This window comes from Kitasatospora sp. NBC_00458, assembly GCF_036013975.1.
In the GTDB taxonomy this organism is placed as follows: Bacteria; Actinomycetota; Actinomycetes; order Streptomycetales; family Streptomycetaceae; genus Kitasatospora.
In genome coordinates this window covers 2,122,924-2,139,575 of sequence record NZ_CP107904.1, presented here as the reverse complement: position 1 = coordinate 2,139,575, position 16,652 = coordinate 2,122,924, and the positions used below count along the sequence as shown (strand labels likewise).

The window sequence follows — 16,652 nt, the reverse complement described above, 5'->3', positions numbered from 1 at the left end:
GGCAGCGGTCCACGGGGTCAGTGGTCCACGGGGGAGGGGCGGGTCCGGGAACGGGCCCGCCCCTCCGCACGTCCGCGTGCGGTGCCGTGCGGTGCCGGGCGGTCCCGTCGGGCGCTCACACCGCCCGCCCGCTCACGCCTCCCGCCCGCTCACACCGCCCGGGCGTCGTACGAGGCGCGGGCCGCCGAGATCTCCCGCTGGTGCGCCTCGGTCCACGTCACCAGCGACTGGATGGTGGCGTGCAGCGTCCGCCCGAGCGGTGTCAGCGCGTAGTCCACCCGGGGCGGGACGACCGGGTGCACGGTCCGCTCGACCAGGCCGTCCCGTTCCAGCTGCCGCAGCGTGACGGTCAGCATCCGCTGGCTCACCCCGTCGATCTCCCGCCGCAGCTCGGTGAACCGCAGCGAGCGCCGGTCGAGCAGCGCGATGACCAGCAGGGACCACTTGTCGGCGATCCGGTCGAGGATCTGCCGGACCTCGCAGTCCTCCCGGGTGTCCCACTGGAGCGCGGCGTAGTCGTCCTCGGTACCCGCGCAGTGCGTCGGTAACTTCAAAGTGCCTTCTTCCACACCTCCTGATGCTGCCTCAGGATGGCAGTGGTTACAAGAGGGAACCGACCGGCCGAACAGGAACCGGGTCGCTGTCGCCCTCGCCTCCCCGCGTACTCCCAGGAGAGTTCCGTGTCCGTGTCATCAGCCGTGCCCGAAAGCGGAAGCCGGTCCGAGACCGGCGGCCCGGTCACCGCCCCCGAGCCCCCGGCGGCGTCCCGCTTCGGCGGCCGGGAGGCCGCCGTGCTCCTCGTGCTCTGCGGAGCGATCTTCCTGGAGGGCATCGACGTCGCCATGCTCAACGTGGCGCTCCCCTCGATCCGCGCCGACCTGGGCATGAGCACCGGCTCGCTGAGCTGGGTGCTGAGCGCCTACGTGCTCGGCTACGGCGGGTTCATGCTGCTCGGCGGCCGGACCGCCGACCTGCTCGGCCGGCGCCGGATGTTCCTGGTCTGGCTCACCGTCTTCGTGCTCTTCTCCGGTCTCGGCGGCCTCGCCACCGAGGGCTGGATGCTGATCCTGGCCCGCTTCGTCACCGGGCTCTCGGCGGCCTTCATGACCCCTGCCGGCCTGGCCGTCATCACCACCGCCTTCGCCGAGGGGCCGCGCCGCAACCGCGCCCTGCTGGTCTACGCGGGCACGGCGGCGGCCGGGTTCTCGCTGGGCCTGGTGGCCGGCGGGCTGCTCACCGCGGTCAGCTGGCGCTGGGTGTTCTTCGCCCCCGTCCTGCTGGCGGGCGCCCTGCTGATCGCCGCACTGCCGCTGATCCCGCGCGACGAGGCGCCCGTCCGCCGCCCCGGTGAGCGCTTCGACCTGGCCGGCGCCGTCACCGCCACCGGCTCGATGCTGCTGCTGGTCTACGCGGTGGTCCGGCTCGGCGAGCCCGGCGCCGAGGTGCTCTGGACGGTGGCCGCGCTGGCCGGCGGGCTGGCACTGCTCGCCGCCTTCGCGGCGGTCGAACGGCGCTCCGCCGCGCCGCTGGTCCGCCTCGGCCTCCTGCGCTCCGGGCCGCTGCTGCGCGCCAACCTCGGCGCGATGCTCTTCGCCGGCTCGTTCTTCGGCTTCCAGTTCACCGTCACCCTCTACCTGCAGGACCTGCGCGGCTGGTCCTCGCTGCAGACCGGCCTCGCCCTGCTGGCCGTCGGCGTGGACGCGGTGCTGGCGCCGACCCTCACGCCGAAGCTGGTCGAGCGGTTCGGCAACGCCCGGGTGATCCTCGGCGGCTTCTGCCTGGCGGCCGTCTCGTACGCGCTGTTCCTGCCGGTCGGGATGGACTGGACGTACCCGATGATGTTCCCGACCATGATCCTCACCGGGCTGGCCTTCGCCCTCGCCTACGGGCCGCTCACCATCGCCGCCACCGACGGCGTCGCCGAGGAGGAGCAGGGGCTGGCCGGCGGGCTGCTCAACACCTCCTTCCAGTTCGGCGCGGCGCTCGGGCTCTCGGTGGTGACCACCGTCAACCTGGCGGCGACCGGCGCCGGCGGCAGCGCGCAGGCCGGGCTGGACGGGTTCCGCGCCGCGCTGGTGGTGCCGGTCGTGGCGGTCGCGCTCGGCGCGCTGGTCACCGCGTCCGGCCTGCGCCGCCGCAGCCGGACCTGACCCCGCACCCCGCGGGACGGCCCCGCACCCGGCAGACCCGACCCCGCACCCCGCACCCCGTGGAACGGGGGCCCGGGAGGCCCGCACCGGACGGACAGTCCACCCGGTGCGGGCCTCCCGGGCACTCGGGCGTTCGGGGGTGGCGACCGCGCCGAAATGTCCGCTCTGGGGTGTAATCGTACGGATGATCAGGCCCCGGAGACCGGAGTCAGCCATGCCGCCCGTACCGCCCCCGCCCGCCGACCGCCCCCCGCCCGCCGGCCCGGCGCCGTCCGCCGACCCGCCCGACGGGCAACCCGTCCTCACCCCGCTCACCAGTGCCGCGATCTTCCTGGTCCTCACCGTCGACCCCGGCGGCGAGCGGGCCGTCCGCGCACTGCTCCCCGACCTGGCGGGCCTGCGCCGCGCCGTCGGCTTCCGGGCCCCCGACGCGGGCCTGACCTGCGTCACCGGTATCGGGTCCGACGCCTGGGACCGCCTCTTCGCCGGTCCCCGCCCGGCCGGACTGCACCCGTTCCGGGAGGTGGCCGGAGCCCGCCACCGCGCCCCGGCCACCCCCGGCGACCTGCTCTTCCACCTGCGGGCCGCCCGGATGGACCTCTGCTTCGAACTGGCCGGACAGCTCACCCGCAGGCTCGCCGGGGCCGCCACCGTCGTCGACGCCGTCCACGGCTTCCGCTACTTCGACGACCGCGACCTGCTCGGCTTCGTCGACGGCACCGAGAACCCCGAGGGGCGGGCGGCCGCGGCAGCCGTCCGGATCGGCCCCGAGGACCCGGGGTTCGCGGGCGGCAGCTACGTCATCGTGCAGAAGTACCTGCACGACCTGGACGCCTGGAACCGGCTGCCGGTCGAGGCGCAGGAGCGGGCGGTGGGCCGGACCAAGCTCACCGACATCGAACTCGACGACGACTCCCAGCCCGCCGACTCGCACGTCTCCCTGACCTCCGTCACCGGACCGGACGGGGAGGAGCGCCAGATCATGCGGTTCAACATGGCCTTCGGGTCGTTCGGGGGAGGCGGGGAGTTCGGCACCTACTTCATCGGCTACGCGCGCACCCCGGAGGTGACCGAGGAGATGCTGCGGAACATGTTCGTCGGCCGCCCGCCGGGTGCGTACGACCGGCTGCTGGACTTCTCCACCGCCGTCACCGGGACCCTCTTCCACGTGCCGACCGCGGACTTCCTCGACGATCCGCCGCCCGCGCCGGACGCCGTCCCCGCCGCCCGCGCCGACACCGCCCCCGGTCGCACGGCCGAAGCAGAAGCAGAAGCCGAAGCCGAAGCCGTCGTCGAAGCAGCAGCAGCCGTCGGCGCAGCGCCCGTCACCCCGCCCGTCCCCGCCGTCCTCGATGGCTCGCTCGCCATCGGCAGCCTGAAAAGGACCCCCGCACCATGAACAACCTGCACCGCGACCTCGCCCCCGTCTCGGCCGCCGCCTGGGAGGAGATCGAGGAGGAGGCCCGGCAGACCTTCAAACTGCACGTGGCCGGCCGTCGGGTGGTCGACCTCAGCGGCCCCGAGGGCCTCACCCTCGCGGCCGTCGGCACCGGCCACCTGAGCGCCATCGACCCGCCCGCCGACGGCGTCCTCGCGCACGCCCGGGAGGCCCGGCCGGTCGTCGAACTGCGCGTCCCCTTCACCGTCTCGCGCGAGGCCGTCGACGACGTCGAACGCGGCTCCCGCGACTCCGACTGGCAGCCGGTCAAGGACGCCGCCCGGGCGCTCGCCCGCGCCGAGGACCGCGCCGTCTTCGAGGGCTACCGGGCGGCCGGGATCGAGGGCATCCGGGCCGGCGCCTCCAACCCGCCGGTCCCGCTCCCCGCCGACGTCCGGGACTACCCCACCGCCGCCAGCCAGGCCCTCACCGCCCTGCGCCTCGCCGGGGTCGGCGGCCCCTACGCCCTGCTCCTCGGCGCCGACGCGTACACCGCCGTCAGCGAGACCTCGGACCACGGCTACCCGGTGGCCGCCCACATCGCCCGCCTGCTCGACGGCGAGATCATCTGGGCCCCCGCCATCGAGGGCGCCTTCCTGCTCTCCGCCCGCGGCGGCGACTTCGAGCTCGTGCTCGGCCAGGACGTCTCCGTCGGCTACCTCTCGCATACCCCCGACACCGTCGACCTCTACCTCCAGGAGTCGATGACCTTCCGCATCCTCACCGCCGAGGCGGCCGTCGCCCTGGGGGCCTGAGCGCCCGCCCGACGGCCCGGGGCGCCGACGCCCCGCCCGCCCGGCGGGGCTCCGGGACGGCCGAAGGGTACTGAGTTCCTTTACGAGGGGTACTGAGTGCCGTATTCTCTCGGGAGAGCCTCTGACGCCAGTCGAAGAGAGCCGACAGGGCATGCCGGTCCAGGTGGCGCGCGCCGCACGCGGGGCGCGGCGCGCCGGACTTGGCACTCAGTACCCTCGGCATTGACCTGAGGCCGTGGACCAGTGCACCCGTACCCAAGTGCACCCGTACCAGGAGAACCGCTCATGAGCTTGAGGATCGTTGTCTGTGTGAAGTACGTGCCGGACGCGACGGGCGACCGTCGTTTCGCGGACGACCACACCACCGACCGGGAGGGCGTGGACGGCCTCCTGTCGGAGCTGGACGAGTACGGCGTGGAGCAGGCGCTGCGGATCGCGGAGGCGAGCGGTGACGCCGAGGTGACGGTGCTGACGGTCGGTCCGGACGACGCGAAGGACGCGCTGCGCAAGGCGCTGTCGATGGGTGCGGACAAGGCCGTGCACGTGAACGACGACGACATCCACGGTTCGGATGTGATCGGGACGTCGGCGGTGCTGGCGAAGGCGCTGGAGAAGACCGGGTTCGACCTGGTGATCGGCGGTATGGCGTCGACGGACGGGTCGATGGGTGTGCTGCCGGCGCTGCTGGCGGAGCGTCTGGGCGTGCCGCAGGTGACGCTGCTGTCGGAGGTGTCGGTCGAGGGCGGTGTGGTGAGGGGCCGTCGTGACGGTGACGCGGCGACGGAGCTGGTGGAGGCCGCGCTGCCGGCGGTGGTCTCGGTGACGGACCAGTCGGGTGAGGCCCGTTACCCGTCGTTCAAGGGGATCATGGCGGCGAAGAAGAAGCCGGTGCAGTCGCTGGACCTGGACGACCTGGGCATCGAGGCGGACGAGGTCGGTCTGGCGGGTTCGTGGACGGCGGTGGAGTCGGTGGCCGCGCGTCCGGCGCGGACCGCGGGCACGGTCGTCAAGGACGAGGGCGAGGGCGGCAAGGCGCTCGCGGGCTTCCTCGCCGACCAGAAGTTCATCTGATCGGATCCCGGTCCCGCACCCGCCCCACCTCCCCCCACCACTCCCAGCACGTACGGAGACATTGAGCAATGGCTGAGATTCTCGTCCTCGTGGACCACGCCGACGGTGCGGTCCGCAAGCCGGCCCTCGAACTGCTGACCCTGGCCCGCCGGATCGGCGAGCCCTCCGCGGTCGTCCTCGGCGCCGGCGCGGCCGCCGCGGCGATCGCGGCCAAGGCCGCCGAGTACGGCGCGGCGAAGGTCTACACGGCCGACGGCGCCGAGTTCGCCGACCAGCTGGTCGTCCCCAAGGTGGACGCCCTGGCCCAGATCGCCAAGGCCGCCGAGGCCGCCGCGGTCCTCGTCACCTCCTCCGGCGAGGGCAAGGAGGTCGCCGCCCGCGTGGCGCTGCGCCTCGGCTCCGGCATCATCACCGACGCCGTCGACCTCCGCGCCGGCGACGGCGGCCCGGTCGTGACCCAGTCGGTGTTCGCCGCCTCGTTCACCGTCGACTCCCGCGTCTCGACCGGTGTGCCGGTCATCGCGGTCAAGCCGAACGCCGTCGCCCCGGAGGCCGCCCCGGCCGCGGGCGCCGTCGAGGACGTCGCCGTCGCCTTCACCGGCAACGCCGCCAAGGTCGTCTCGCGCACCCCCCGCGTCTCCACCGGCCGCCCCGAGCTGACCGAGGCCGCCATCGTGGTCTCCGGCGGCCGCGGCGTCGGCGAGGCCGCCGGCTTCGGCGTGGTCGAGGAGCTCGCGGACGCGCTGGGCGCGGCCGTCGGCGCCTCGCGCGCCGCCGTCGACGCCGGTTGGTACCCGCACACCAACCAGGTCGGCCAGACCGGCAAGCAGGTCTCGCCGCAGCTCTACGTGGCCAACGGCATCTCCGGCGCCATCCAGCACCGGGCCGGCATGCAGACCTCGAAGACCATCGTGGCCGTCAACAAGGACCCCGAGGCCCCGATCTTCGAGCTCGCGGACTACGGCGTGGTCGGCGACCTCTTCGAGGTGCTGCCGCAGCTCACCGCCGAGGTGAAGGCCCGCAAGGGCTGATCAGCCCGGCCGCTGCGCCGGAGGGCGTGGCACCGAGTACCCCGGGGTACTCGGTGCCACGCCCTCACTGCTGCCGCCGGACGCGCGGCCGGTAGGCCGTGCCGGGGCCCGTACGGGCGCGGCACGGGCGACGTGCGGACGCCCGGCTCGGCGTACCGGGTGTCCACCCCGCGCGCTACTCCGCGAACGCCGCCAGGTGCTGGGTGAACCCGCCCTGGAGCGGCGGCAGCGGGCGCGGGTCCGGCGCCGGGACGCGCTCCGGCTCCTCGTGCGGCAGCACCGTCAGGGCCGGGTGCTCGGTGCCCGCCGGTGCGCTCAGCCGCACCCGCGTGCCCACCGGAACGGTGGAGCGCAGGCCGTTGACGATGCACCAGACGTCGAACCCCTCGGCCATCCTGATCAGCGACTTCTGCCGGGCCAGCGGCGTCCGCGCCTGTTCGACGGCGCAGCGCCGCACCACCCCGGTGCCCTCGCTGCGCTCCAGGCGCAGGTCGGTGGAACCGCAGGTGGGGCAGAGCAGCCGCTGGAAGGTCGGGTTGCTGCACCAGGCGCAGCGCTGGAACAACAGCGGGGCGTTGTCGATGTCGGCGTCGATGGCTGAGTGGACCACGTTGTCATCTCCCTGCGCTCGGACGGGCTTTCCGGTTCGGCGGCGTCCGCCGCGAAAAGGATAGGGAACTCAGTGCCGCTCTGGGAAGGCACTGAGTTCCCTTTCTGTCCCGCACGTGCATAATGAAGGGTACTGAGTACCGTCGTGAACGTCGTGAAACAGGAGTGGCCGCTCATGAGCCAGGACTTCGATCTCTTCCGGATCTCCGAGGAGCACGGGATGCTCCGCGAGGCGGTGCGTTCGCTGGCGGAGGCGAAGATCGCTCCGTTCGCGGCGGAGGTCGACGAGCAGGGGCGCTTCCCCCAGGAGGCGCTGGACGCGCTGCAGGGCAACGACCTGCACGCGGTGCACGTGCCGGAGGAGTTCGGCGGTGCGGGCGCGGACGCGCTGGCGACGGTGATCGTGATCGAGGAGGTGGCGCGGGTGTGCGCCTCGTCCTCGCTGATCCCGGCGGTCAACAAGCTCGGTTCGCTGCCGGTGCAGCTGTCGGGTTCGCCGGAGCTGAAGGCGAAGTACCTGGGGGCGCTGGCGCGCGGCGAGGGGATGTTCTCCTACTGCCTGTCGGAGCCGGACGCGGGCTCGGACGCGGCGGGGATGAAGACCCGGGCCGTGCGGGACGGGGACTTCTGGGTGCTGAACGGCGTGAAGCGCTGGATCACCAACGCGGGCGTGTCCGAGTTCTACACCGTGATGGCGGTGACCGACCCCGAGGCACGGTCGAAGGGGATCTCGGCGTTCGTGGTGGAGAAGGACGACGCGGGCGTGTCGTTCGGCGCGCCGGAGCGCAAGCTCGGCATCAAGGGTTCGCCGACCCGCGAGGTGTACTTCGACGACGTGCGGATCCCGGCCGACCGGATGATCGGCGCGGAGGGGACCGGCTTCGCGACGGCCATGCGGACCCTGGACCACACCCGGGTGACGATCGCGGCCCAGGCGCTGGGCATCGCCCAGGGCGCGCTGGACTACGCGAAGGGCTACGTGCGGGAGCGCAAGCAGTTCGGGAAGCCGATCGGTGACTTCCAGGGCGTGCAGTTCATGCTGGCGGACATGGCGATGAAGCTGGAGGCGGCGCGGCAGCTGACCTACGCGGCGGCCGCCAAGTCGCAGCGCGGGGACGGCGACCTGACGTTCTTCGGGGCGGCGGCGAAGTGCTTCGCGTCGGACGCGGCGATGGAGATCACGACGGACGCGGTGCAGTTGCTGGGCGGGTACGGGTACACCCGGGACTACCCGCTGGAGCGGATGATGCGGGACGCGAAGATCACCCAGATCTACGAGGGCACCAACCAGATCCAGCGCATCGTCATGGCCCGCAACCTGCCGTAACCCTTCGTCACCCCCGGGCACCCGGGCCGGTCCGCGGTACGCCGTACGCGCGACGGCCCGGGTGTTCGAACGTCGATGCTATGTTCCGGGAATGAGCGAGAAGGAAGCGCAGGACCAGCCCATGAACGACGGGCCGCCGAAGCCCGCGATGCGCGAGGCGCTGGTCGCCGCCGCCTTCGAGCTCTTCCTGGAACGCGGATTCGAACAGACCACGATCGACGACATCGTCTCGCTCGCCGGTGTCGGCCGGCGCTCCTTCTTCCGCTACTTCCCGGCCAAGGAGGACGTGGTCTTCCCCGACCACGAGCGCAGCCTCGCCGAGATGACGGAGTTCCTGGAGTCCGGCACCGGTGACGAGGACCCGGTCCGGCGGGCCAGCGACGCCGCCCGGCTGGTGCTGCGGATGTACGCCGAGCAGCCGTCCTTCTCCGTCCAGCGCTACCGGCTCACCCGCAAGGTGCCCGGCCTGCGCGCCTACGAGCTCTCCGTGGTCTGGCGGTACGAGCACACCCTCGCGCACTACCTGCGCGGCCGCTTCGGCGACAGCCCCGACGGGCCGCTGCGGGCCGACGTGATCGCCGCCGCCGTGGTCGCCGCGCACAACCACGCGCTGCGCACCTGGCTGCGCTCGGGCGGCGAGAGCGACTGGGTGGCCGAGGTGGACCGGGCGATGTCGTACGTCACCGGCGCCCTGGGCGACCGGCCCGGCGGTGCGGCGCCGGACGGTTCCGGGGCCGCCGGTCCCGCCGCCCTCCCGGGGACCGGTGCCGGCTCGGCGATCCGGGCGGGCGGTTCCGGGGCCGGGGCGGACGACGACGTCGTGGTGCTGGTCGCCAGCCGCAGCGCTCCGCTCTGGCGGATGGTCCAGGGCATCGAGAGCGCGCTGGGGGAGTCCCACCGGGTCCGGCAGGACTGACCGCCCGCCCGTCGGGTGCCTGACCGCCCGTCGGGTGCCTGACCGGCCGGCCCTGTGTGGAGCGCCCGGTGCCCGTTAGCCCCGTGCCGCCTGCTCCTCGGTGCCACCTGCTCCTCCGTGCCACCCCGCTCACCCGTGCGGCGCAACCCCGGCGGGGCGCGCCGGGCCCGGGGCGCCGCCTACCGCGCGCGGCCGCCGGCCGCGGGCGAGACTCGGTCGCAGGACGCGGCCGGGGGTGGACCGGCCGGGGAGCGCGAAGGAGCCGGCATGCCCGAGCAGAGCGGTGATCCCACCCTGCGCCGTCTGCTGCTGACCAAGGGCTACATCGCCCTCCTGCTGATCGCGGCGCTGGTCGGTGCCCCGGTCTCGCTGGCGGCCTTCGGCTTCGTCAGCCTGGAGCACGAACTCCAGCACTGGATCTGGGAGAGCCTCCCGGAGGCCCTCGGCTACGACCGCTCGCCCTGGTGGTGGCCGATGCCGCTGCTGCTGGTCGCCGGACTGCTGGTGGCGCCGATCATCACCCGGATGCCCGGTCGCGGCGGCCACGTCCCGGTCGACGGACTCGGCGGACCGCCGGTCATGCCGAACGCCGTGCCCGGTGTCATCCTGGCGGCGCTCGTCTGCCTGCCGCTCGGTGTGGTGCTCGGTCCGGAGGCGCCGCTGATGGCGATGGGCAGCGGACTGGCGCTGCTCGCCGTGAGCTCCGCCCGGCGCACCGCCCAGCCCCAGCTGGCACCCGTGCTCGGCGCGGCCGGTTCGACGGCGGCGATCTCCACCATCTTCGGCAGCCCGCTGGTCGCCGCCGTGATGATGATCGAGGCGGCCGGGCTCGGCGGCCCGCGGCTGATCGCGCTGATCCTGCCCTGTCTGCTGGCCAGCGGCATCGGCGCGCTGGTGTTCACCGGCTTCGGCCACTGGACCGGGCTGTCGATCGGCGCGCTCTCGCTGCCCTCGGTACCGCCCAGCGGCACCCCCGATCCGGGCGACTTCCTCTGGGGCGTGCCGGTCGCCGTCGGCGTCGCCGTGGTCTGCGTGGCCGGCCAGATGCTCGGCCACCGGGTCAAGGCCTACACCACCGGGGACCCGGCGGGCCCCGGCGGCCCCGCCGCGGTGCCGACCCCCCGGCAGACGGCGGTCCGGACGGTGCTCTGCGCGGTCGCGGTCGGCGTCACCATCACCGCGTACGCGCTGATGACGGGCCGCTCGCCGGAGCAGGACGCGCTCTCCGGACAGTCGACCCTCGGCGCCCTCGCCGCCGACCCCGGCTCCTGGTCGGAGGGCGCACTGCTGGGGCTGGTCCTCTGCAAGGCGGTCGGCTGGGGCATCGCGCTCGGCAGCCTGCGCGGCGGCCCGATCTTCCCGGCGGTGCTGATCGGCGGCGCCATGGGGGTGGCCTGCGGCCCGCTGCCGGGCCTCGGCGTCGGGCCGGGCCTGGCGGCCGGCCTGGCCGCCTCCGGCGCGGCGGTGACGCGGCTGCCGGTCACCAGCACCGTGCTGGCGACGGCGCTGCTGGGATCGAGCGCGACGGACGCGATGCCGTTGCTGATCGTGGCCGCCGTGACGGCCTTCATCACCGGCGAACTCCTCCGCAGCCTGCGGGACCGCCGCACCGCCGCCCGGACCGCCTGAAGCCCTTCCCGCGCCCGGCCCTGTTCCCCGGAGGCCCGCCTACTCCCCGGAGGACTCCGGCCGTCCCGCCGCCAGGTACGCCTCGACCCGTCGCTGGTTCTCCACCAGCCGCAGGCAGAGGTGGCGGAGCTGGGCGAGTTCGTCCGGTGAGAACCCTCGGAAGACCGCGGCCATGGCCCGTTCGGTCGGCGCCCGGAACGCCTCCAGCCAGGCCAGCCCCTCCGGGGTGGCGGTGACCCGCACCGCCCGGCGGTCGTGCGGGTCGGCCGACCGGCGGGCCAGACCCTCCCGCTCCAGGGTGTCGACCAGCCCGGTCACGTTGCGCGAGCTGACGCCCCCCGCCCGTGCCAGCTCGCCGACGGTGAGGCCCGCCGGGCCGTCGGCGTCCCCGCCGGCGGCGCCCAGCCTGACCAGCACGTCCAGCGCGCCCGCGCTCAGTCCGCGCCCCTCGGAACCGTGCGCGCGCAGCCGCTCCACCGCGTGGAACGCCGAGCGGGCCGCGGCCGCCGCCTCCAGCGCGAGGGTGTCTCCGTCGTGGGTGAACGTGGTCATGGCGGTCCGGACCCGGGGGTCGTACAGCCGCCCTTCGGCATCGCGGTCCAGGGGACCGGCGGCCGGTTCGATGGAAGTATGTACGTCCTTCATAATGAAGGAATTCTCTATTTCTTCCGAGTCGGCGTCAACAGGCATTCGCTCCCGACTCGTTCGGGTGGCTCCCGGATAGTCGGGTCCCGGCCGGGGCAACCTCGCCACCGTGACCACCTCCTCACCCCGCCGCCGACGCGGCCGCCGCACCACCGACCACCGGGCGACCGGCGGCCGATCGGGTGCCGCCGGCCAGACCACCCACCGGCCGCACCCGCGCCCGCGCCCGCGTGTGCACCCGCTGTCGGATCGGGACCCGCATCCGTCCGCGTCCGCCTCTGCGCCCGCCTCTGCGCCCGCGTCCGCGTCCCCGTTCGCCGGGCCCAAGCCCCGGGCCGTGCCCGCCCACCCGCCGGTGCGCACATCCGCGCACGCACCGGCCGCCTCCCCCCGGCCCTGCTGCGCCGTCGCGACCACCGAGCACCGCTCCCTCGGCGGCACCGTCATCCGCACCCACCGACACCAGCCCGCCTGCCCGGTCTGGACCGCCCGCTGAGCCCGGGAACCGCCCCCGGCCCGCGTCCCCCCGACCCTCCGTGCTCGGGAAGGGCAGGCCTCAGGCCTTCTTCACCACGCTCGACTTCAGCTGCATCGCGCCGAACCCCTCGATCCGGCAGTCGATGTCGTGCCCGTCCACCCCGTCGACCAGCCGGATGTTCCGCACCTTGGTTCCCGCCTTGATCCCCGAGGCGCTCCCCTTCACCTTGAGCGCCTTGACCACCGTCACGGTGTCCCCGTCAGTCAGCACGTTCCCGACCGCGTCCCGCACGACCCGGTCCCCGGTACCCCCGGCCTCCCCGGCACCCCCACCGGCCGCCGCCCACTCGTGCCCGCACTCCGGGCAGACGATCAGGGCATCCATCTCATAGGTGTACTCACTCGAACACTTGGGGCAGGGCGGCGGATTCTCACTCATCGCGCCAGGCTATCCGAGCCCCGTCCCGGGGCCCGCCGGGCGGCCCGCCGTCGGACCCGGCTGCGCGGGCGGCCCGGGAAATGCAAAATGCGGGCCAGGATTTCTCCTGGCCCGCACGTTGTGTCCGAGGGGGGACTTGAACCCCCACGCCCGATAAAGGGCACTAGCACCTCAAGCTAGCGCGTCTGCCATTCCGCCACCCGGACGGGGTGTTGTCTTTGCGGCTTCCTTCTGTTCGTCGGCCGCGCTGACAGATGTAACTGTAGCAGTGATCGGCTTGCGCTCCCAAAACGGCCCCGGGTGGGGGAGTGGGGGTTGCGGGGGTGTGTCGGCGTGTTTCGTGGGGGTGGATCCGGGTCGGGGGCTGGGAGAGGATGGGCGGACGTGCTCGTACGGCCCGGGTGCAGGTCCCGGGGATGGCGCGCTGGGGCGCCGGTGCGGGCCAGAGACGAGGAGTGACCGTGAGCGAACGGAGCGAGTCGGCGGGGCGGGCGGCGGCGAAGGTGACGGGCGAGTCCGAGGTCGCCGAGATCTGCCGCGATCTGATCCGGATCGACACCAGCAACTACGGCGACGGTTCCGGTCCGGGCGAGCGGAAGGCCGCCGAGTACGTGGCCGAGCAGCTCGCCGAGTTCGGTCTCGAACCGCAGATCTTCGAGTCGGCGAAGGGACGTGCCTCCACCGTCGTCCGGATCGAGGGCGAGGACAGGTCGCGGCCCGGCCTGCTGATCCACGGGCACACGGACGTGGTGCCGGCCAACGCCGCGGACTGGACGTACGACCCGTTCGCCGGGGAGATCGCCGACGGCTGCGTCTGGGGCCGCGGCGCGGTGGACATGAAGGACATGGACGCGATGACCCTGGCGGTCGTCCGGGACCGGCTGCGCACCGGGCGCAAGCCCCCGCGTGACCTGGTGCTGGCCTTCCTCGCAGACGAGGAGGCGGGCGGCACGTACGGCGCGCGGTACCTGGTGGACAAGCACCCGGGGCTGTTCGAGGGCGTGACCGAGGCGATCGGCGAGGTCGGCGGCTTCTCCTTCACGGTCAACGACCAGGCCCGCCTCTACCTGATCGAGACGGCCGAGAAGGGCATGCACTGGATGCGGCTCAGCGTCGAGGGCCGGGCCGGGCACGGGTCGATGGAGAACGACGACAACGCGATCACCGAGCTGTGCGAGGCGGTGGCCCGGCTCGGCCGCCACCAGTTCCCGCTGCGGATCACCAAGACCGTCCGGGCCTTCCTGGACGAGCTGTCGGACGCGCTGGGCGTCGAGCTCGACCCGGAGGACATGGACGAGACGCTCCGGGTGCTCGGCGGCATCGCCAAGATGATCGGCACCACGCTGCGCAACACCGCCCAGCCGACCATGCTCGGCGCCGGGTACAAGGTGAACGTGATCCCCGGGCAGGCCACGGCGCACGTGGACGGGCGCTTCCTGCCCGGCTACGAGGAGGAGTTCCTGGCCGAGCTGGACAGCGTGCTCGGTCCGCGGGTGAAGCGGGAGAGCCTGCACTCGGACAAGGCCATCGAGACCAGCTTCGACGGCGCGCTGGTCGAGGCCATGCAGAGCGCGCTGCGGGCCGAGGACCCGATCGCCCGGGCGGTTCCGTACTGCCTCTCCGGCGGGACGGACGCCAAGTCGTTCCAGGACCTCGGGATCCGCTGCTTCGGCTTCGCCCCGCTGCAGCTGCCGCCGGAGCTGGACTTCGCCGGGATGTTCCACGGCGTGGACGAGCGGGTGCCGGTGGACGGGCTGAAGTTCGGCGTGCGGGTGCTGGACCGGTTCATCGACGCCTGCTGAGCCGGTGTGCGGGGCCGCTCCCACGGGAGCCCCGGCGCAGGTGGACGGCCCGTTCCCGGATCTCCGGGAGCGGGCCGTCCGTCGTGACCGGGCCGCCCACTGGACAACCATCGAGCGCCGACTCAGGTCGATTACCTGTTCGTCGTATCACCGTTGCGGGTGAATGGGACGTCTGTTCCGTACCCCGTTTGCCGCAACGTCGTTCACTCCTGTGACGGCCCGGAACCGATATCCGGGTGTTCATACAGGAGGAATGATGAAGGTCAAGAAGATCGCCGCCGTTACCGCCGCCACCGGTGGTCTGCTGCTCGCCGCCGCCGGTGTCGCCTCCGCTCACGGCGGGGCCGGCGCCGAGGGCGTGGCCGCCGGTTCCCCGGGTGTCGTGTCGGGCAACCAGATCCAGATCCCGGTGCACATCCCGGTCAACCTGTGCGGCAACACCATCAGCGTGATCGGCGTGCTGAACCCGGCGTTCGGCAACCACTGCGCCAACGTCTGAGCCCACGCCAGTCGTTGAGTCGGGCCCCCGGTGGCGGATCGCCGCGCCGGGGGCGCTTGTCTGCCCGGAGTCCGCCCCACGGTTTCCGCCTCACATCCCTCGAACGGGTGAATAGGGCTGGCACGGGTCAACCTCCGCGCGGGTTTCTTCGTTCTCTCCCATGCAGCCGAAGACCTCTCCGCTTATTCGGAAATTCCGACTTTCGGTAGGTCATCACGTCGTCTCGATATGTCAGGGGAAAATATGAGGAATGTAGCCAAGAAGGGGCTCCTCACGGCCGTGGCCACCGGCAGTGTGCTGGCCTCGACCGCCGGCTACGCCTATGCGAGCGCCGGGGCGGAGGGGGACGCGGTGGGGTCACCGGGCGTGGCCTCCGGCAACTCGGTGCAGGTGCCGGTCCACGTGCCCGTCAACGCCTGTGGCAACACGGTCGACGTGATCGGCGTGCTGAACCCGGCGTACGGCAACAACTGCGCCAACGCCTCCGGGCGTTCGGGTGCGGGCGGGCACGCCGGGTCGGGTGCCGCTGCCTCGGGGTCCGGCGCCTCCGGTACCGCGGTCGGCTCCCCGGGCGTGGTCTCCGGCAACAGCATCCAGGCCCCCGTGCACATCCCGGTGAACGCCTGCGGCAACTCGGTCGACGTGGTGGGCGCCGCCAACCCCGCCTTCGGCAACGACTGCGCCAACGCGCCCGCACCGGTGCACACCCCGCCCGCCACCCCGGACGAGGACTGCCCGGAGGAGCACGGCCCGCACAACCCGCCGCCGCCCGCCACCAGCCACCCGACCACGCCGCCCACCCATACCCCGGGCAGCGGCGAGACCACGCCCGGCGTCCCGCGCGCCGGCGGTCCGACCGCCACCACCCCGTCCGGCGGCACCCCGAGTGCCGCCGCCACCGGTGGAGCGGGCCAGGCGCGCCCGAGCGGCCAGGCGGTGCCGGCCTCCGCGCGGACCGGCAGCCCGTCCGCGGCCCCGTCGGCCGTCGGCAGTGAGCTGGCCTCGACCGGTGCCGGTTCGACCGAACTGCTCGGTGCGGCAGGTCTGGCGCTGCTGATCGGCGGCGGCGTCCTCTACCGCCGCGCTCGCGCCGGGGCCCGCTGAGGACGGCGCCGGTGCCCGTCGAGGGCGGAACCGGGCTCCGCTGAGCACTGCACTGCACCGCACCGGCCCCGGGCCGGTGCGGTGCTCCCGTTCGGAGCCCGTGCCCGGGGGGCCAGGCCGTGCGCCGCCTCCCCGGACGCGCCAGGACGTGGTGAGCCCGTGCCCGCCGGAGGAACGGCGGGTACGGGCGCAGCACCGGGCGTCGCGTCGGCGACGTCGCGTCAAGCAGGGAGGATCCGGTCGGCGAAGCCCGGCGAAGGCAGGGTCGAGCCCGGCAAAGGCCCGGCGAAGGCAGGGCGAGGACCGGGGAGGGCCGACAGGGGGCCGGGAGGGCGTCGGGGGACGGGACCGTCCGGGGCAGGCCGCTCGGGGATGCCGGGGAGACCGGTCGGGTCGGGCGGCGGCGCGGGCGACGCGCCGTCTCAGCAGGTGGAGGCCGTCACCAGCTCCGGACCTGCCGGATGATCCGCCGGCGCAGCAGCACGGTCCGGCTGCCGTCCGGGAACAGGCTGAGCCTGTCCAGTTCCCAGTGCCCGTACTCGGCGTGATCGGTGAGTAGTTGGCGTGCCGCGTTGCGGGAGGTCCCGCGGGGCATGCGCAGCGACTGGTACTCGTACTCCGGCTGCCGGACCGGCTTCGGTGGGGTCAAAACGCTCCTCCTGAGGGACACCTTGGGGCAAGCCTACGGCCTGCCTCCGACAACCGGCCCGGTGTTTTCGGCCGCGATCCCCGCAGTCCTCGCGCCGGAACCGCCCGGTCG

16 protein-coding genes and 1 tRNA gene are annotated in these 16,652 nt (G+C 73.5%); 11 read left to right on the top strand and 6 right to left on the bottom strand.

Annotated features, from left to right (window positions below; genetic code table 11):
• Positions 1–149: 149 nt before the first annotated feature.
• On the bottom strand, positions 150–554 hold the full coding sequence (locus OG550_RS08080) for a winged helix-turn-helix transcriptional regulator (protein WP_327675985.1): 405 nt from the start codon (positions 552–554) through the stop codon (positions 150–152).
• Between the two features lie 237 nt (positions 555–791).
• On the opposite strand from OG550_RS08080, the gene OG550_RS08075 reads away from it, so the two are divergent.
• The 5 genes from OG550_RS08075 to OG550_RS08055 all read left to right on the top strand — a co-directional run bounded on the left by OG550_RS08075 (position 792) and on the right by OG550_RS08055 (position 6,445).
• Positions 792–2,150 (top strand): MFS transporter, encoded by a 1,359-nt coding sequence (locus tag OG550_RS08075; protein WP_327683735.1) that lies wholly within the window; start codon positions 792–794, stop codon positions 2,148–2,150.
• A gap of 214 nt (positions 2,151–2,364) precedes the next feature.
• Positions 2,365–3,549 (top strand): Dyp-type peroxidase, encoded by a 1,185-nt coding sequence (locus tag OG550_RS08070; protein ID WP_327675984.1) that lies wholly within the window; start codon positions 2,365–2,367, stop codon positions 3,547–3,549.
• Positions 3,546–4,343, top strand: a complete 798-nt coding sequence (locus OG550_RS08065; protein ID WP_327675983.1) for a family 1 encapsulin nanocompartment shell protein — start codon at positions 3,546–3,548, stop codon at positions 4,341–4,343. Before OG550_RS08070 ends, OG550_RS08065 begins: the two co-directional genes overlap by 4 nt.
• 285 nt (positions 4,344–4,628) lie before the next feature.
• Positions 4,629–5,414: an electron transfer flavoprotein subunit beta/FixA family protein gene (locus OG550_RS08060; protein WP_327675982.1), complete on the top strand. Its 786-nt coding sequence runs from the start codon at positions 4,629–4,631 to the stop codon at positions 5,412–5,414.
• A gap of 68 nt (positions 5,415–5,482) precedes the next feature.
• Positions 5,483–6,445, top strand: coding sequence for an electron transfer flavoprotein subunit alpha/FixB family protein (locus OG550_RS08055; RefSeq protein ID WP_327675981.1), 963 nt, complete (start codon positions 5,483–5,485; stop codon positions 6,443–6,445).
• Between the two features lie 175 nt (positions 6,446–6,620).
• Here the strand turns inward: OG550_RS08055 and OG550_RS08050 are convergent, their stop codons facing one another.
• Positions 6,621–7,055 carry a hypothetical protein gene (locus OG550_RS08050; RefSeq protein ID WP_327675980.1) on the bottom strand — a complete coding sequence of 145 codons (435 nt, stop codon included), beginning with the start codon at positions 7,053–7,055 and terminating at the stop codon, positions 6,621–6,623.
• Between the two features lie 174 nt (positions 7,056–7,229).
• Between OG550_RS08050 and OG550_RS08045 the strand changes: the two genes are divergently transcribed.
• The 3 genes from OG550_RS08045 (at position 7,230) to OG550_RS08035 (ending at position 10,926) form a co-directional block, all read left to right on the top strand.
• Positions 7,230–8,381 carry an acyl-CoA dehydrogenase family protein gene (locus OG550_RS08045; protein WP_327675979.1) on the top strand — a complete coding sequence of 384 codons (1,152 nt, stop codon included), beginning with the start codon at positions 7,230–7,232 and terminating at the stop codon, positions 8,379–8,381.
• Positions 8,382–8,529: 148 nt separating this feature from the next.
• Positions 8,530–9,297 (top strand): TetR family transcriptional regulator, encoded by a 768-nt coding sequence (locus tag OG550_RS08040; RefSeq protein WP_327683733.1) that lies wholly within the window; start codon positions 8,530–8,532, stop codon positions 9,295–9,297.
• A 267-nt stretch (positions 9,298–9,564) separates the two neighbouring features.
• Positions 9,565–10,926 (top strand): chloride channel protein, encoded by a 1,362-nt coding sequence (locus OG550_RS08035; RefSeq protein ID WP_327675978.1) that lies wholly within the window; start codon positions 9,565–9,567, stop codon positions 10,924–10,926.
• Between the two features lie 39 nt (positions 10,927–10,965).
• Here OG550_RS08035 and OG550_RS08030 read toward each other — a convergent pair whose 3' ends face one another.
• The 3 genes from OG550_RS08030 to OG550_RS08020 all read right to left on the bottom strand — a co-directional run bounded on the left by OG550_RS08030 (position 10,966) and on the right by OG550_RS08020 (position 12,693).
• Positions 10,966–11,478, bottom strand: coding sequence for a MarR family winged helix-turn-helix transcriptional regulator (locus OG550_RS08030; RefSeq protein ID WP_327675977.1), 513 nt, complete (start codon positions 11,476–11,478; stop codon positions 10,966–10,968).
• A gap of 649 nt (positions 11,479–12,127) precedes the next feature.
• On the bottom strand, positions 12,128–12,487 hold the full coding sequence (locus tag OG550_RS08025; RefSeq protein WP_327675976.1) for a zinc ribbon domain-containing protein YjdM: 360 nt from the start codon (positions 12,485–12,487) through the stop codon (positions 12,128–12,130).
• 121 nt (positions 12,488–12,608) lie between these two features.
• Positions 12,609–12,693, bottom strand: a tRNA-Leu gene (locus tag OG550_RS08020).
• 210 nt (positions 12,694–12,903) lie between these two features.
• On the opposite strand from OG550_RS08020, the gene OG550_RS08015 reads away from it, so the two are divergent.
• The 3 genes from OG550_RS08015 (at position 12,904) to OG550_RS08005 (ending at position 15,892) form a co-directional block, all read left to right on the top strand.
• Positions 12,904–14,289, top strand: coding sequence for a M20/M25/M40 family metallo-hydrolase (locus tag OG550_RS08015; RefSeq protein WP_442905956.1), 1,386 nt, complete (start codon positions 12,904–12,906; stop codon positions 14,287–14,289).
• 256 nt (positions 14,290–14,545) lie between these two features.
• On the top strand, positions 14,546–14,788 hold the full coding sequence (locus OG550_RS08010; RefSeq protein ID WP_442905955.1) for a chaplin: 243 nt from the start codon (positions 14,546–14,548) through the stop codon (positions 14,786–14,788).
• Positions 14,789–15,031: 243 nt separating this feature from the next.
• The gene (locus OG550_RS08005) at positions 15,032–15,892 is read left to right on the top strand and encodes a chaplin (protein WP_327675973.1); all 861 of its coding nucleotides are present in this window, start codon (positions 15,032–15,034) and stop codon (positions 15,890–15,892) included.
• Between the two features lie 439 nt (positions 15,893–16,331).
• Here the strand turns inward: OG550_RS08005 and OG550_RS08000 are convergent, their stop codons facing one another.
• The gene (locus OG550_RS08000) at positions 16,332–16,541 is read right to left on the bottom strand and encodes a DUF5703 family protein (RefSeq protein ID WP_327675972.1); all 210 of its coding nucleotides are present in this window, start codon (positions 16,539–16,541) and stop codon (positions 16,332–16,334) included.
• Positions 16,542–16,652 lie beyond the last annotated feature (111 nt).